Source organism: Xenorhabdus sp. TH1, assembly GCF_037260955.1.
In the GTDB taxonomy this organism is placed as follows: Bacteria; Pseudomonadota; Gammaproteobacteria; order Enterobacterales; family Enterobacteriaceae; genus Xenorhabdus; species Xenorhabdus griffiniae.
Genome location: NZ_CP147734.1, coordinates 690,158 through 707,613, shown reverse-complemented (window position 1 = coordinate 707,613; position 17,456 = coordinate 690,158). Strand labels below are relative to the sequence as shown.

14 protein-coding genes are annotated in these 17,456 nt (G+C 44.3%); 3 read left to right on the top strand and 11 right to left on the bottom strand.

What is annotated here, in order from left to right:
* From ubiE to metE, 7 genes are all read right to left on the bottom strand, one after another.
* The gene (gene ubiE, locus WDV74_RS03080) at positions 1-756 is read right to left on the bottom strand and encodes a bifunctional demethylmenaquinone methyltransferase/2-methoxy-6-polyprenyl-1,4-benzoquinol methylase UbiE (RefSeq protein WP_338884530.1); all 756 of its coding nucleotides are present in this window, start codon (positions 754-756) and stop codon (positions 1-3) included.
* A 76-nt stretch (positions 757-832) separates the two neighbouring features.
* A complete protein-coding gene (gene rmuC, locus WDV74_RS03075; RefSeq protein ID WP_338884529.1) occupies positions 833-2,188 on the bottom strand; it encodes a DNA recombination protein RmuC in 1,356 nt (451 codons plus the stop codon).
* Between the two features lie 160 nt (positions 2,189-2,348).
* Positions 2,349-2,879, bottom strand: a complete 531-nt coding sequence (locus WDV74_RS03070) for a DedA family protein (RefSeq protein ID WP_338884528.1) — start codon at positions 2,877-2,879, stop codon at positions 2,349-2,351.
* Positions 2,880-2,956: 77 nt separating this feature from the next.
* Positions 2,957-3,739 carry a tyrosine-protein phosphatase gene (locus WDV74_RS03065; protein ID WP_338884527.1) on the bottom strand — a complete coding sequence of 261 codons (783 nt, stop codon included), beginning with the start codon at positions 3,737-3,739 and terminating at the stop codon, positions 2,957-2,959.
* A 147-nt stretch (positions 3,740-3,886) separates the two neighbouring features.
* The gene (gene udp, locus WDV74_RS03060) at positions 3,887-4,642 is read right to left on the bottom strand and encodes a uridine phosphorylase (RefSeq protein ID WP_338884526.1); all 756 of its coding nucleotides are present in this window, start codon (positions 4,640-4,642) and stop codon (positions 3,887-3,889) included.
* Positions 4,643-4,855: 213 nt separating this feature from the next.
* Positions 4,856-6,241 (bottom strand): gluconate:H+ symporter, encoded by a 1,386-nt coding sequence (locus WDV74_RS03055; protein WP_338884524.1) that lies wholly within the window; start codon positions 6,239-6,241, stop codon positions 4,856-4,858.
* A 347-nt stretch (positions 6,242-6,588) separates the two neighbouring features.
* Complete coding sequence (gene metE / locus WDV74_RS03050; RefSeq protein WP_338884523.1) at positions 6,589-8,868, bottom strand: 5-methyltetrahydropteroyltriglutamate--homocysteine S-methyltransferase; 2,280 nt, start codon at positions 8,866-8,868, stop codon at positions 6,589-6,591.
* Positions 8,869-8,975: 107 nt separating this feature from the next.
* Here metE and metR point away from each other — a divergent pair, with 107 nt between their 5' ends.
* Positions 8,976-9,932, top strand: a complete 957-nt coding sequence (gene metR, locus WDV74_RS03045; protein WP_338884522.1) for an HTH-type transcriptional regulator MetR — start codon at positions 8,976-8,978, stop codon at positions 9,930-9,932.
* Here the strand turns inward: metR and WDV74_RS03040 are convergent.
* The 3 genes from WDV74_RS03040 to WDV74_RS03030 form a co-directional block, all read right to left on the bottom strand.
* Positions 9,817-10,716 (bottom strand): carboxylate/amino acid/amine transporter, encoded by a 900-nt coding sequence (locus WDV74_RS03040; protein WP_338884521.1) that lies wholly within the window; start codon positions 10,714-10,716, stop codon positions 9,817-9,819. The genes metR and WDV74_RS03040 overlap by 116 nt on opposite strands.
* 21 nt (positions 10,717-10,737) lie before the next feature.
* Positions 10,738-12,387 (bottom strand): Na+/H+ antiporter, encoded by a 1,650-nt coding sequence (locus tag WDV74_RS03035; RefSeq protein WP_338884520.1) that lies wholly within the window; start codon positions 12,385-12,387, stop codon positions 10,738-10,740.
* Positions 12,388-12,681: 294 nt separating this feature from the next.
* Positions 12,682-14,028, bottom strand: a complete 1,347-nt coding sequence (locus WDV74_RS03030) for an NCS2 family permease (protein WP_338884519.1) — start codon at positions 14,026-14,028, stop codon at positions 12,682-12,684.
* 664 nt (positions 14,029-14,692) lie between these two features.
* Between WDV74_RS03030 and glk the strand changes: the two genes are divergently transcribed.
* A complete protein-coding gene (gene glk / locus WDV74_RS03025; RefSeq protein ID WP_338884517.1) occupies positions 14,693-15,661 on the top strand; it encodes a glucokinase in 969 nt (322 codons plus the stop codon).
* Between the two features lie 205 nt (positions 15,662-15,866).
* The gene (locus tag WDV74_RS03020) at positions 15,867-16,649 is read left to right on the top strand and encodes an aminoglycoside adenylyltransferase family protein (RefSeq protein ID WP_338884515.1); all 783 of its coding nucleotides are present in this window, start codon (positions 15,867-15,869) and stop codon (positions 16,647-16,649) included.
* 108 nt (positions 16,650-16,757) lie between these two features.
* On the opposite strand, the gene WDV74_RS03015 is transcribed toward WDV74_RS03020, so the two are convergent.
* Complete coding sequence (locus WDV74_RS03015) at positions 16,758-17,273, bottom strand: single-stranded DNA-binding protein (RefSeq protein WP_338884513.1); 516 nt, start codon at positions 17,271-17,273, stop codon at positions 16,758-16,760.
* Positions 17,274-17,456: the final 183 nt, after the last annotated feature.

The window sequence follows — 17,456 nt, the reverse complement described above, 5'->3', positions numbered from 1 at the left end:
TCAGAATTTGAACCCTTTGTGCAATGCAACAACGCCACCAGTCATATTGGTGTAGTAAACCTGGTCAAAGCCCGCTTCTTCCATCATACCTTTCAAGGTTTCCTGATCAGGATGCATACGGATGGATTCTGTCAAATAGCGGTAACTGTCCGCATCATTCACAACGATCTGACCGATTCGGGGCAGAACGTGGAATGAATAAACATCATAAATCTTACTTAACGGTGCCAGTACAGGTTTGGAAAACTCCAGCACCAACAAGCGGCCACCAGGCTTAAGTACCCGATACATGGAGCGTAGCGCTTTTTCTTTGTCCGTAACATTACGCAAGCCAAAAGAAATGGTAATACAGTCAAAATAGTTATCCGGGAAAGGCAGTTCTTCAGCATTGGCTTGAACATAACTGACGTTGCCTACGATACCGATATCGCGTAATTTTTCGCGGCCAACTTTCAACATTGAGTCGTTGATATCCGCCAAAACAACCTGCCCTTTTTCCCCCACAATTCGGGAGAATTTTGCGGTTAGATCGCCTGTCCCACCAGCAAGATCAAGCACCTTATGACCACGGCGGACACCACTTGACTCAATTGTGAAACGTTTCCAGATACGGTGAATGCCCAATGACATCAAGTCATTCATTAAGTCATATTTCGAAGCCACAGAGTGAAATACCTCTGCCACCATCTCTTTTTTTTGTTCTTTGGCTACAGTGCGGAAACCAAAATCAGTGGTTTCTTTTGATTGATCTGCCATATTATTTGTCCGCTTTTTATTCAAAAAAATTTATAGTCAGTGTATCAGCCTTTCCAACAAAACCCTATTCCAGACTTCACTCATTTACCTGCAACGATTGGAAAGATTTATCAATCAACTGTGAATCAATAGGACACTTCACATCCACGCCTAAATCACGAAATCCTTCGGCCTGACTAATTAAATTACCTCTGCCCTCAACAAGCTTTTTCATTGCGAAATGGTAACTCGTCTGTGCTTTGTTAAGGCTTTGCCCTAATCCTTGCATATCATCCACAAACAATCGCATTTTGTCATACATTCTGGCGGCTTTATCAGCAATCAAACGGGCGTTTTGACTTTGATATTCATAACGCCACAAGTTATTGATAGTACGAACGGCAACCAGCAAAGTTGATGGGCTAACCAGCATAATATTATGTTTCCATGCTTCATCAAGTAATTCTGGCGCCTGGTTGAGTGCAACCAAATAAGCGGGTTCCACAGGAATAAACATCAAAACATAGTCCAGTGATCGCAATCCGGGTAATTGTTGATAATCTTTTCGGCTCAGGCCACGGATATGTCCTCTGATAGAATTGATATGTTCCTGTAAGGCTGGCGCCTGTTGTTCTTCGCTATCACTGTTGAAATAACGTTCATAGGCGACCAAGGACATTTTGGCATCAATAATGACATCTTTTCCCTGCGGCAGATGCACGATCACATCAGGTTGAAAACGTTCATTGTTTTCAGCCTTAATATTAACCTGTGTATCGAATTCATATCCCTCACGCAAGCCAGAGGCTTCCAAAATTCGAGCCAATACCATCTCTCCCCAATTTCCCTGTATTTTATTGTCTCCTTTCAGGGCCTTTGTAAGATTAATAGCTTCTTTTGCCATCTGTGCATTAAGTTGCTGAAGATTGCGGATTTCATGAGTCAAGGTATGGCGCTCACGGGCTTCTAGCCCAAAACTGTCTTGTACCTGACGGCGAAATCCCTCAAGTTGTTCACGAAATGGCATCAGAAGATGATTGAGATTTTGGCGATGATATTCATCGGTACGGAGTCGGTTCTGCTCAAAGATGCGATTGGCCAGATTTTCAAATTGGGTACTTAATCGCTGCTCACTGCTGATCAATAAACGCTGCTTTTCCTCCGCAGCTAGTCTGGTTTCTTCAAGCCGAATGCCCAATTCGCGCAATTCAGCTTCCTGCACACTGTTAATTTCACGTTGCGCCAGTAACTCTTGGTTTAATTGATCGCATTCAGTACGCCAATAGTGGGCTTGCTCCCGTTTTTCATGGCTGACAGCCAGTTGGCTATATAATTCACGCAGCTCCTGCTCTTTTTGCTGGAGCCTCTGCTGAACAGAAAGCCAGACGAAGATCCCTCCGCCCAGCAATCCACCCAAGCCACCGATCAGCATGTATAACCACTGGATATCCACCTATACACCCTCGCTAACTCTATTATTTTTTATTGGCACGATTACCGATAAATTTCAGACAACTTTTGTGAGTCATTAGCCCCAATGTAAGTTAAATAGAGGCTGTATAGATGTCCAGAGTATTCAATGGCTTTCTTTCAGTTTGCAAAGCAGCTCGCAATTATCCCATCCACTCTGCCAACCAACGCAAGCCAAATGCCCCTGGTGCTAAGATACCGAATGCCCAAATCAATGCAGAAGCTAGGTTAGCAAGCTGAAAATGGCGTTTTGGCATAGCACAGATTCCGGCTACCAGCGGTACAACAGCTCTCAAGGGACCAAAAAAACGCCCAATGAAAACGCCCCATACACCCCATCGTTCAAAAAAACGATGTCCGCGAACCAAAGTTTGAGGATGGCGAGAAAGCGGCCACATCTTGCCAACATCTTCTTTGTAATGGCAACCAAACCAGTAAGAAACCCAATCACCAAAGAAAGCACCAGCGGCTGCGGCTATCCATATTGGCCAGAAAGTTAACCCACTTTCACCAATTAACGCTCCTAACCCTAACAAAATGATCGTTGCTGGTAACAATAGGGAAATAAATGCCAACGATTCACCAAATGCCAGTAGGAAAATGATGGGAATTGCCCAAACTTCATGGGCTTTTACGAAGTTTGTGACCAATTCGATAATTTCATGCAGGCTCACATTAATCTTTCCTGTATTATCAGTGGGAGGTGATAAGGTCAGCCCTGAACAATCCGCCCAATGCTAACCTAATATTTTTATTCAAGAAAATAAGTTTGTAGTTTTTCACGCGCAGCGATATTAAGTCCAATATCTTTTTCCAGCCAAATATCTATGCTGCCATAATGCTGGTTGATGCTATTAAGTGCGGTCAGTAAAAACTCTTCCCTTACTGAATAAACATAGGCAAATTTTTCGACTACACTTTCGCTCATAATTTTTGCGTGTTCATTCAATAAATAGTCACGGTATGGAGCCAATGTGACATTGGTCAATAAATAATCTTCCATTACCGTATCCAGATCAGCACCCAACGCGAATAAAACCAGTGCAGAGCCCACTCCTGTCCTGTCTTTACCAACCGCGCAGTGTTGCACAATGCCGCCTTTCTCTGGTTGCAGCAATAATGTCGCTAACGTCTTATACGCTGGATTGTTAATGGGTAACAATTCATATAAGCGAGACATAAATGTTTTCGCGTCGAATTGTTCCAATATTTTCATGTCTAACTTATCCAGATTAGCATCCACTTCTTTGGAAAGAGGGTTGGCAGGAGCATGATGATAATGCGCCCCATTCCATACTCGATCTGGTTTATCCATAATTTCGCTGCTATCACGATAATCAATGATCTGCAAAAGGTTTTGATCCACTAAAAAAGCCTGATCGTTTTCTGTCAGCCTGTCCAATGAACCGGAACGAAATAACATGCCTGATTTAATCCTGGCGCCATTGCCCAGTGTCTTATTACCTAAATCACGAAAATTAATGCCGCCATTTAAAGGAAGTAGTGAAGGATGGGATAGAAATGTTATGGTCATAGTCACTCTTGCTGAGATTAAAAATAGTTAATAGAACAAACTATCTATTAGTACAAAGTGCTATGACATTATCAAATTTTGAAATGAAAGGAAGAGAAGATCACACAAACGATAGGGCCAGAATCATCTGACCCTTGATAAAAGGCATTACAGCAGACGACGAGCTGCCTCCACAACTATCCCCAGCGCATTGCTTTCTGTTTTCTTCAGCAACTCAACATCTGGGATTTCCTGTTGGGTACGGTTAACAATCACACCAGCGACCATACCGGCACGCAGTCCTTGACTTGCACACATGGTCAACAATGTTGCTGATTCCATCTCAAAGTTCATTACGCCCATTTCTTGCCATTCTTTCATTGAACCCTGGAAACGACGAACGACACGGCCAGAATAGGTATCGTAACGCTCCTGGCCGGGATAGAAGGTATCGGAAGATGCCGTAATACCAACATGGGTCGCAGAACCAGAGACTTTTGCTGCTTCATACAAGGCATTTGTACATTCAAAATCAGCAACTGCCGGGAACTCCATTGGGGCAAAATGCAAGCTGGCGCCGTCCAAACGAACCGCCGCAGTCGTCACCAATACATCCCCTACATTGATATGTGGCTGGATTGCTCCCGTTGTTCCGATACGCAGGAAAGTACGTACTCCCAACTGTGCCAATTCTTCTACAGCGATTGACGTTGAGGGGCCACCAATGCCTGTAGAGCAGACAACTACTGCTTTTCCATCAATTTCTGCACGCCAGGTCGTAAATTCACGGTGGGAAGCTAAATGTACTGGGTTATCCATTAATCGCGCAATTTTCTCAACACGGTTAGGATCGCCGGGTACAATCGCCAGAGTTGCGCCTTGCAGGTCGCTTTTGGTAATACCTAAGTGAAACACATCAGACATATCAGACTCCTCAACAGGCATGATTCAAAATATGAATACCTAAATTTAATCAATACTCTGACATTTTTTAGTAATTGAAATCATCTTTAATTAATATAAAAAAGAAACACATACATAAATTTGTGATTAATATCACATTTGAAAGGTAGTGCCCCCTACAGAGCACTATCACTATTCACATAAATCATTCACATAAACCGTTCACATAAAAAGTTACATGACGAGATTAAGAAGCAGCACACCGCATAATCCGATCCCCCATGCAATTGTGGTGGGAATCGACCAAATGATAATCTGTTGCTTCGTATTTTTAATGCCCATCATCCGGTTAACCACCCAGAAAAAACAGTCATTGAAATAACTGAAAAATAGTGTACCCATCATCGCAGCTTGAGCCGCCACCAGCATATTAACATCCGGTATTTGTTTGATAACAGGTGCAGAAATAGACGCCGCAGTTATCATTGCCACTGTGCCAGAGCCTTGAATTATGCGTATAAGCGTTGCAATGATAAATGGGATCAAAACAGGTGTTATGGGCAGGCTGGCAATATAATGCGCCAATATCGTCCCTGTCGCGCCTTCGTTCAATACTGCGCCTAATGCTCCTCCCGCTCCTGACACCAACAAAATAATGCCCACAGTTTTTAACCCTGTTTCCAGATGTTCAATTACTTCATGCTTACTGACGTTTGGCATTAAGGTATAAACCGCCAGTAATACACTGATTGCTAGCGCAATAATGGGTGATCCTAGAAAATCAAAAACCTGAAAATAGAAAGTGTCCTCTTTACCAGCAAACTCATCAGTTCTCAGTATCATTCCATTAATTACACCAATAAAAATCAGAATAATTGGCACGACGATGGGTAAAAGAGAAAGAAATAGGCTTGGAAGTGATTTTTGCTCTTTCTCTTCCAGATAACACTGATGAACTTGTGATAAGTTTTCTGCTCTTTCTTCTGTATCACCAAGTTGATATTCAGGATATTTAGTCTCCAGCCACTTTGCATAGCAGGTAATACCAATAACACAGGGTACCGCCAATACCATACCTGCCAGCATCATTTTGCCGATACTCACCCCAAATATTCCGGCGACACCAAGCGGCCCTGGCGTTGGTGGAACGATATGGTGAGTCACCACTAACCCTCCCGCCAGAGCAACCCCAAGGGACAGTACATTGCGTTTACCTTTCTTCGCCAATGCCTTCACCAGCGGATAGAGGATCACAAAAGCTGAATTCACAAATATGGGGATACTGACAATATAACCGGTAATCGCCAAAGCCCACTCTTCACGCCTTTTGCCCAACCATTTTATCAAGCTATAAGCGATTTGCTCTGTTGCACCTGATACTTCCAATATTCGCCCCATCATGCATCCCAATCCAATCACAATACCGATGTTGCCTAATGTCGAACCAAATCCTTTAGCGATCACATCAACGACATTATTTATAGTCAAACCGCCTGATATTCCAGCGATTATCGCTGCAATTAGCATAGCAATCAGGACATGAACACGAGTCCGCAACACCAGAAAAACCAGCGTAAATACCGCCACTCCCAACCCAATAATTGGAATGTAAAACTCCATCACCAAACCTCATCAAAAATGGACAAACTGGAACATGCCATATTTGTTATGCTTTTCGCTATCAGAAATCGATTTGGTAGTTGAAAAACTCAGTGATAAGGAGTGAAAATCGCAATTGAAAAAAAGGAGATTGTTTGAAAAAAAGTCTGGCAATTATCTAACTATCCAATACATGACCAACTTTTCTACCCGCCACATTGCACTAATTGTAGCGGGCAGTTTTATTACTGATTAAGTTTAAATTAAACAAATAAACGCTATACGCATTAAACTTTAAGTTGCAATTGACAACAAGATATAAAACCTGATTTTTCCCACTTCGCAGGGAAAAATCAGATTGGTATCAGTTAACTATTTAATGAAGAGCGCAAGCGTTTTGCCGCTTCAACCATGTTTGCCAACGCTTGTCTGGTTTCTGTCCAACCACGCGTTTTCAATCCGCAGTCTGGGTTCACCCACAAACGCTCGACTGGAATACGATCAGCCGCTTTGCGTAACAATGCCTCAATCCATTCAACGCTTGGGACGTTTGGTGAGTGAATATCATACACACCAGGCCCTATCTCATTCGGATAAGAGAAATCTTCGAATGAATCCAGCAATTCCATATCCGAGCGCGAGGTTTCAATGGTGATCACATCCGCATCCAGCGCTGCAATCGACGGCATGATGTCATTGAACTCGCAATAACACATATGAGTGTGGATTTGGGTATCATCTTTCGCAATGGCTGCGCTCAGTTTGAAAGCATCCACTGCCCACTCCAGATATTCCTGCCACTCTTCTCTGCGCAGTGGCAAGCCTTCACGCAATGCCGGTTCATCAATCTGGATAATGCCAATGCCTGCCTTCTGCAAATCATCAACTTCATCACGCAAAGCCAGTGCGATCTGTTTAGCAATGGTTTCACGACTAATATCTTCCCTTGGGAATGACCAGCAGAGAATGGTCACAGGCCCGGTCAACATGCCTTTGACTGGCTTCTCAGTCAAGGATTGCGCATAGGTCGCCCAGTTTACTGTTATCGCCTCTGGACGGCTAATATCGCCAATAATGACCGGTGGTTTCACGCAACGGGAGCCATAACTCTGCACCCAACCATTTTGGGTAAAGACATAACCGTCAAAGTGTTCGCCGAAATATTCCACCATGTCGTTACGTTCAGCTTCACCGTGTACCAAGACATCCAACCCCAAACGCTCCTGCTCTTGGATCGCCTGTTTAATATGTTCATTGATATTGGTTCGGTAGTGCGTACTATCCACCCGACCTTTTTTGAAATCGAGACGTAGGCTGCGAATTTCCGTCGTTTGTGGGAATGAACCTATGGTTGTTGTTGGCCACAACGGTAAATTGTAACGTTGACGCTGGAGCTTAGCACGTTCAGGATATACCTGCTGACGTTCACTGTCCTGTGGCTTAATTGCTGCAATACGCCCAGCAACCGCGGGATTATTCACTCTTGTAGAACTGCGACGGGCGCGAATGGGAGCACTATAGGCATCCAGCTCGGCTTGTTTATTGCCTTCTGGCACATTCAATGCTTGCGACAACAAAGAAAGTTCCGCACATTTTTGTAATGCAAAGGCAAACCAGCTTTTCACTTCTTCATCCAACCCAGTTTCATCATTCAGGTCAATAGGGCTATGCAGCAGTGAACAGGAAGTGCCAATCCACACATTTCTCTTACCAACCCATGGTGCAACAAGCTGATATTTCTCACTCAAATCGGCTCGCCAAACATTACGGCCGTTAATCACTCCCAATGAAAGCAACCAATCTTTCGGCAGAGATGTATCCAAATTCTCAAGTGAATCCCTTCCCGCAACCAAATCAACATGCAATCCCTGCACTGGCAACGATTTGATCGTCTCCAGATTGTGACCAATGCTATCGAAATAGGTCGTCAGCAACAATTTCACCTGCCCCTCAAGTGCTTGATAAGCCGTTGAGAATGCCGTCAGCCATGTTTCTGGTAATTCCAGTACCAGAGCTGGTTCATCAATCTGTACCCATTCAATGCCACGTTTTGCCAGTTCTGCCAGCACTTGCTGGTATACCGGCAGGATATCTTTCAATAGAGACAAGCGATCAAAAACTTTGCCTTTTACCTTACCGAGCCATAAATAGGTCACTGGTCCCAAAAGTACAGGTTTTACGTTGTGCCCCAGTGCCAGAGCTTCATCAACTTCGTCCAACAACTGAGTCCAACCCAGCTTAAATGCCTGCCCCTCTTGAAATTCAGGCACGATATAATGATAATTTGTATTAAACCATTTAGTCATTTCCGAAGCAGCCGCAGGTGTACCTGTTGGTGCTCGGCCACGGGCAATACGGAACAGTGTATCCAGATCAATATTGCCATCTTCATTTTGATGACGTGGCGGAACATTGCCCAATAACAGGCTTGTGGTCAATACTTGGTCATACCAGGCAAAATCACCAACGGGGACTAAATCAACGCCCGCTTCTTTTTGTTGTTGCCAGTGACGTGCACGTAATTCACGACCTGTCTCCAGCAATTCCTGTTGAGAAATTTTGCCCGCCCAATAGTTTTCTTGCGCCTTTTTTAGCTCTCTTTTCAATCCGATACGTGGAAAACCTAATGTATGATTCAAAACCGTCATGTCGTCACCCGTAATTTTTAGCCGTCTAGATGTTTACACTTCTATAATCAACAGGTAATGTATAAACCACAAGCGCAAATTATTCATTATCATCTTGAAGGTTTTTCATGATCGAACTAAAACACTTAAAAACACTACAAGCACTGAACCATTGTGGCTCACTCGCAGCAGCAGCAAATTATTTGCATCAAACGCAATCTGCGCTCTCTCATCAGTTCAGTGAATTAGAACATCGGCTGGGATTTAAGTTATTCATTCGTAAAAGCCAACCCCTGAAGTTAACGCCTCAAGGAGAAGTGCTATTAAAATTAGCAGAGCAAGTCTTGCCCTTAGTGACAGCTTCCTTGCGTCAATGCCATGAACCACAAGAGACAAACTTACGCATTGCCATTGAGTGCCATAGCTGTATTCAATGGCTGACACCTGCGCTTAAGCGTTTTCGTGAAAGCTGGCCACAGGTTAATGTGGACTTTAAATCTGGTGTGACATTTGATCCTCAACCTGCCCTGCAAAAACGCGAGCTGGATATTGTCCTGACATCTGACATTATTGCAGACAGTAACCTGCACTATACACCGCTGTTTGATTATGAAGTGAAGCTAGTGATCGCACCAGATCATCCACTGGCAAACACACGCGATATTCGCCCACAAGATCTCGCCGCTGAAACTTTGCTGATTTATCCCGTTCAGCGCCAACGGCTTGATATCTGGCGACGCTTTCTCCAACCCGCGGAAATTACGCCGACATTAAAAACGGTCGACAATACGTTATTGCTCATTCAGATGGTTGCCGCCCGATTGGGTATTGCCGCATTACCACACTGGGCTGTAGAAACATTCGAAAGACAAGGGTTGGTTGTAACCAAAACATTAGGAGAGGGATTATGGAGCAGATTGTACGCTGCCAGCCGAGAAGGAGAGCAGCGCCAACCCGCGATCGATACCTTTATTCGTTCTGCACGCCGGCACGCGGTGGACAATTTGCCGTTGGTAAAACGGGTTTCAGTATCCAACGGTGATGCACCCAAAGTGACGCAACAATCAGGCTGCCTCCAATGGTAAAGTTCAGCCAGTTAGGATGCTGCTGCCAAATTGCAAAATTGACCAATAACCCCGCCGGAACCAACATATTATTCATAATTGCCAGTGTTCCGGCATCCACTTGGGTGGCACCATAGTTCCACATAAAGTAGCCAATCCCCGATGCCCCAACACCCAGCCAAACCAAAACACCCCACTGAAGCTGAGTTGTGGGCAATTTTTGCGGATCACCAAACATTAGCCAGCCGATGATGGCGACGGTACAAGCGCCCAGATAGAACCATGAAAATGCCACTCGTTGTGGAATGGGATGGATCTCCATCAAGCGCTTATAACCGACCTGACCAATCGCAAAGAAAATATTTGCCAATTGCACTAACAGCAAGCCAATCCAGAAAGATTCACTCAATCGGTCATAACGAATAATCGCTGCACCAGCCACTGCCAATAAAGAACTCAAGGCATAACCCCAGCGCAATCTCTGACGCCCCATCAGATCATAAATTAATGTGACATAAAGTGGCGTCATAATGGTAAACAGCAAAAACTCAGCCACAGTCAGATAATGATAGGCATGAAAAACAAACAAATACATCACACCAAGCTGACAGGCACCAACAGCCATATACAGTGAAATAACTTTCAGAGATAACCCACGCCAGCGCAAAAATGGTAAAAATACCATTGCTGCTAACATTACCCTGACAAGAACCGAAAACCAGCTATCAACCTGACCAGCGAGATAAGCGCCAATCAGGCTAAATGAGGCGGCCCACAAAAATGTTGTGATCGTTAACAGCCACATAATTTATTGGTCTTTCACCTTTTATTGATCTTTCTCCACTAAAAGCGCTTCTAACAAATCAAGATCATGTAGCAACGTTTGTAGTGTTTCATTACTAATCTTACGGGTTGCACGCAAGTGATATAACTCCCCGCGTTCAGCCCTTAATGCCGTCAAACGGAAACGACGCTCCAAATCTTCAACCATCAGATTATGCTCGATTTCATCCGTTCCCGCGGTACGGCGCCGCAAATAACCGGTAACGCGAGATGCAACCTCATTAATGACTTCTGCATCCAATTTTTCTTCAGTGCTGGCCGACAGACGCTCTTCCATCTTATTCATACTGACAATAGCAACTTCAGCCATTGCCGATTTTGCCATTCTGATTTCATCGAGATCTGCTTGCTTATCGCCAACTTTCATGCCACGTAGCAGCAAAGGTAAACCGATAACCCCGACAAAGAGGGAGAACAAAATCACGCCCGCCGCAATGAAAATTAACTGATAACGAGCCGGAAATGGGTCGCCATCCGGCAGGAACAGTGGCACAGACAGTGCACCTGCCAGTGTAATTGCCCCACGGACACCCGCAAAAGAAGCCAACCATAATTCACGGGTCGTATAGGAGGCAAACTGAAGCGGTTTTTTCTTTATCAGCATCTTGCTGATATTTTTCATCAGCCATAACCAACTGAATCGCAGTAATACCAGCGCAACGTAAATGATGCCAACGGCAGCAAACAGCATCCAGGTTTCAACATTTGGATCAAGCTCAGCCTGATCTACCGATGTTTCCCAAATGCCCGGCAATTGCAGACCTAGCATGATAAACACCAGGCCATTGAAGACAAAGGCCAGCATTCCCCATACATTATCGGCACGCAGACGCATATCCAGTGGTGCGTTACGGATCACTCCTGCCTTACTGATAGTCATACCTGCGGAAACCGCAGCCAAAATCCCTGATACACCGATATGCTCAGCAATCATATAGGAAGCGAACGGCAACAACATCATAAACATGATTTGAGTTGCAGGATCATCCCCGCTCCAACGACTCATTAAGCGCAGTGATTTGCTGTATAACCATGTGATGGCGATGCCCGACAACAAACCACCAATCGCAACCTTGAAAAACTCCACCGTTGCGCCAGTGACAGTAAATACCATCGTGCCCATGGCAATCGCCACCGCAAATTTCAGAGCCACCAGACCGGAAGCATCATTCATTAATGCTTCCCCTTCCAGCACGCTCATCATATTTTTAGGAATACGTCCTTTTCCAACAATTGATGACAACGCCACCGCATCTGTTGGGGACAATACCGCCGCCAGTGCAAAGGCAGCAATAAGAGGGATACTTGGCAATAACCAATAGATCAAATAACCAATGCCAATAACCGTCACCAGTACCAATACTAAAACTAAAATGACGATTTCACGCCCATGCTGGAAAAACTCTCTGGTTGGTGTTTTCCAACCATCAACAAATAACAAAGGGGGGATAAGTAATACGAGGAAAAGTTCAGGATCGAAAGTAACGTGTAAACCAAAATGAGGCCAAGCCAGCAACGCTCCCATTGCTATTTGCACTATCGGCAAGGGGATACGGAACGGAATCATTTTAGTAAGAACACCAGAAACTGACACCACCAAAATCAAGATCAAGATAGTAAAGAATATTTCCATGTTACCCTTACAAATTGCCAAAAATCCGTCAGTGGAAAGATTGTGACTGTTTTTTACTGTTAATAATAGCGCTAATAACCATAAATATTACAGTTACTAAAGAAAATCAAAAAGCAATCACATTGTGAATCAATAAGCATTGCTTCATTTTTCTATTTTATGCTTACCAACTTGAGTATGTTGAAAAATTAGCACATTTTAGAACATACTTGGCAATCACAATATGGCTAATAATGAAACAGAGGGGTATGGAAGGGATGTGCAAACGCCAATTGTTTACACATCCTATTTTAATTAGATAGCCCAATTGCCGGCATAAAATACCACTAATATAATAGCAAGTATAACCGTGCCAATATTCAATTTACGCCATTCACCCGAAAAAATACGCCCAACAACCAGGACACTGAAACCCAGCATAATGCCTGTGACGATATTACAAGTCAGCACAATAAATACCGCACACAGTAAACCTGACATTGCATCAACAAAATCATCAAAATTCAGCTTTCGCACATTGCTCAGCATCAGTAATCCGACATACATCAAGGCAGGAGCCGTAGCATAGCCAGGCACTAAATACGACAGCGGGGATAGGAATACAATCAACAGGAATAAAATACCGACAACGGAAGCAGTTAAACCCGTTTTGCCTCCAGCAGCGGTTCCTGCAGCAGACTCAATATAAACCGCTGCGGGAGAAGAACCGATCATTCCAGCAAAAATACTACTGACAGAATCGGCTGTCAGTGCCTTGCCGCCATTGATAATCTGGCCTCTCTTATCCAATAAATTAGCTTGCCCCGCCACAGCCCGGATTGTACCCGTTGCGTCAAATATAGCTGTCATTACCAGAGCCAAAACACTGGGTAATACAACAGGCTGTAAAGCGCCCATAACATCCATACTGAACATCAGGGACAAACCATCTTCCCCCAATGTAGGAAATTTAAAGAATCCTTGATATTTAACGGCTGGATCAAAAATCAAGCCGATAATAGAAATTGCGATAATCATCAGCAAGATACCACCCGGCACCTTCTTACGTTCCAGACCGATAATGCCCGCCAGCCCCAATAACGTCATCACCACAGGAAATGACGTCAATGAACCAAAAGACACAGGCAAGCCAGCGTTTGGGTTCTTTACCACCAGACCTACGCCATTGGCTGCAATCAACAATAAAAACAAACCGATGCCAATACCCGTTCCATGTGCAATACCCATTGGCATATTACGCAAAATCCACGCTCGCACGCCCGTTATTGAAATTAACGTAAACAAACATCCCATCAGGAAAACCGCACCGAGAGCCACGGAAATGCTGACCTGTTGCCCTAATACCAGGCTAAATGCGGTAAATGTTGTCAACGAGATCGCACAGCCAATCGCCATTGGCAAATTAACCCACAACCCCATCAATAACGAACCGATACCGGTCACCAAACAAACAGAAATAAACACGGCAGTATGAGGAAATCCGGCTTGCCCAAGCATCCCTGGCACCACAATAACGGAATAGACCATCGCCAAAAATGTCGTTAATCCAGCGAGAACTTCCTGACGTATTGTCGATCCGCGTTCAGTAATCTTAAAATACCTATCGAGTTTGCATTGAGTTGGTGCCTGCATACCAGACATGTTTTTCCCCTGCTTCTGTTAACTATATCGCTTTAAAAGTTCTCTCCCTATTTCTTCACCTCTTCAAACGAAAACGATTACGCCACAAGATAATAAAAATCAGTGCTGCATTCATTGGCTCAACCATTCGTTTGCGCAATCGTTTGGCTTTCAGGGTAAAGAAAAAGTGAGAAAATTTGAAGCCGACGATTATCCAGTGAATCAGGGATAAGAATCAAGCAATAATCACATCAAAGATGATAAAACTCATACTCGGTATTCTGTATATTTACAGGGGTATTGGTTAACAAAGATGCTTTGCTTTCCGAAGCCGAATCGCAGGCCAAATTTACCGTGATAATCCATCTGCCCAAGCAATAACGTGGGCATCAAAACAACATGGCGATAAGGCGATAATGCTATTCGGTGATCGGCTTAAAGAAAATCAACTGACAGTCTCTATTGAATCACAACCACTCTGGTCTTCTAACTCAGTTATCAAAGCCGTAGATTTTCTGGCTGATGAAATGGGTCTTATAACCTATAATAATCAAGATATTATCTGATACCCACACCCTATCGACACATTTTTATGCGGCCTTTAAGCCTGACCTTGTGTAAAATCCCCTCAATTCGACTTTTGACTGATTCATTAGGATTTCTGTAAGAATTAAGGAGATAAACCATGACAACTTATGCCCTGGTAGGTGATATCGGCGGTACAAATGCACGTCTGGCATTATGTGATGTAGATACTGGGCAATTGAGCGCGGTCGAATTCTATCCCTGTGCGCATTATGAATCGCTTGAAATTGTTATCCGCCAATATTTGAAACAGCAGAATTGTGCAGTCAAATATGGCAGTATCGCTATTGCCTGTCCGGTGACGGACGATGTAATCAGCATGACTAACCACAGTTGGCGTTTTTCTGTTAGCCAAATGAAAGCCTCTTTGGGGTGGGAACGTTTTGAGGTGATTAACGATTTTACCGCCGTTTCCCTCGCCATTCCGGTTCTGGGAGCAGGTGACGTCATTCAGATTGGTGGAAAGCAACCTCAAACTAAACGCCCTATTGCGGTTTATGGTGCAGGGACTGGGTTAGGAGTCGCGCATCTTGTTCACACTGGCAGCCAATGGATGAGCTTACCTGGTGAAGGTGGTCACGTAGAGTTCGCGCCAGATAGTGCGGAAGAAGATCATATGTTGCGCGTACTGCGCGAAGAATATGGACATGTCTCCGCTGAACGAGTCCTTTCCGGCCCTGGATTAGTGAATATTTATCGTTCCCTGATGAAACTCAACGGGCAAGTCGCCGAAGATCTTACCCCTCGCGATGTTTCTGACCGTGCACTGAATGGAAATTGCTCTATCTGCAAACAAGCGTTAGAACTCTTCTGTACCGCGTTAGGACGTTTTGGTGGAAATTTAGCGCTGAATATGGGTGCATTTGGCGGTGTTTACATTGCAGGTGGGATCGTCCCTCGTTTCTTTGATTTCTTCCAAAAATCAGGTTTCCGGCAAGGGTTTGAAAACAAAGGCAGATTTACAGACTATTTAAAAGATATTCCTGTATATCTGATTACTCATGACAACCCAGGGTTATTGGGTGCAGGATCTTATATTCGCCAATTACTGGGTAAAGCGATTGGTTAAATAGAACCAAGATATTTATATATACGCATTAAACTTCAAGTTGCAATTTACAACACGCTATGAAACGTGATTTCTCCCCCGCTTCACAGGGAGAAATCACACGCATCTTGAAATGAGATTGGTATATGCTCATGCTATTTGTTTGCTTTGCTGGTGATAATTTTGAGCAATATTTAGCATAAATATTTTATGAGTGATCTATTGAGTGACTATTCCTTCTGAAGCAAAGCAAGTATTGTTGATCGTCCAGAAGCGATTAGCCGAATCGCTGGTCGCGGTCTACCTTCATGGTTCGGCTGCGGTTGGTGGTCTTCGCCCCCGCAGCGATGTAGATTTGCTCGTGGTTATTGACCAACCGATGACATCTGAGGTTCGGGCATCTCTCGCTGCCGATTTAATGATGGTATCAGGCCGATATCCTTTTGATCCTGATGGGCATCGCCCGATTGAACTGATTGTTTTCTTGCGCACCAATCTCATCGCATCGCTTTATCCTGCCCGAAGTGAATTTATTTATGGTGAGTGGCTACGCCATAAATATGAGGTGGGAGAAATTCCCAAGCCAGTTTATGATCCAGAGCTTACCTTGGTGCTGGCTCAAGCACGGCAGGAAGCAATACCACTGCTCGGCTCGAACACAAGCAATCTCCTACCCGCTATTCCAAGTTCGGATATTCATCGAGCTATTAAGGATGTCCTGCCGAATTTAATTGAGACGCTACAGGGAGATGAACGTAATGTCCTTCTAACGCTGGCTCGAATGTGGCGGACATTAGTGACGGGAGAGTTTGTTTCTAAGGATGTTGCTGCCGATTGGGCGGCTGAGCGTCTTCCAGCCACACAGGCCGCAGTCTTAGCCGATGCGCGGGAAACCTATTTGAAAGGGCATGAAGAAGATTGGCAAAATCGCCAGCAAGAACTTCAAATTACGGTAAGTTCGCTGCACGATTGTGTGCTAACAAATCTATGTGTGAAACTTAAGACTTGATCTGACAATTATCGAAACAAAAACAATTGCCAGATCAAAGTTAAACGACTACAGATCGCAAAATCTGTGACTGGTCCTGACCAGAATCAAGCTGCTTTTTTAGTTCACTCAGAAAGGAATATCATCATCGAAATCTATCGGCGGCTCATTGCTCTGTGGCATAGGCGACTGCGCTGGACGAGATGGAGCACCGCCACTGAATTGCTGAGAGGCTTGTGGCTGTTGTGGTTGCCCCCAACCGCCTTGCGCTGGCGCATCCTGTGCTGCACCACTACGGCTACCCAGCATCTGCATTACCCCACCGACAGGATTGACGACAATTTCCGTGGTATAACGGTCTTGGCCGTTCTGATCCTGCCATTTACGGGTCTGCAAAGAACCTTCAATATAAACCTGAGAACCTTTGCGCAGGTATTCACCGGCGACTTCTGCCAATTTGCCGAAAAACACGACACGATGCCATTCGGTTTTCTCTCTCATCTCACCGGTTTGTTTATCACGCCAGCTCTCAGACGTTGCCAGAGTAATGTTGGTCACTGCACCGCCATTCGGCATATAGCGAACTTCTGGGTCCTGTCCCAAATTACCCACTAAAATAACTTTGTTTATGCCTCTGCTGGCCATTGGGAATACTCCTGATGAAATGAATTTTGCTAAAAACGGATTTATCTAATTATAAGCAATGTAGTTTACCATGCGAGAGATAAGTTTAAACAGAGAGCCGTTATATTATACTTTGCGAAGCGCATCGTACTTTACATTGTCATGGTGACAGCACGATTGTCCGTTAAATACTGTATATCCATT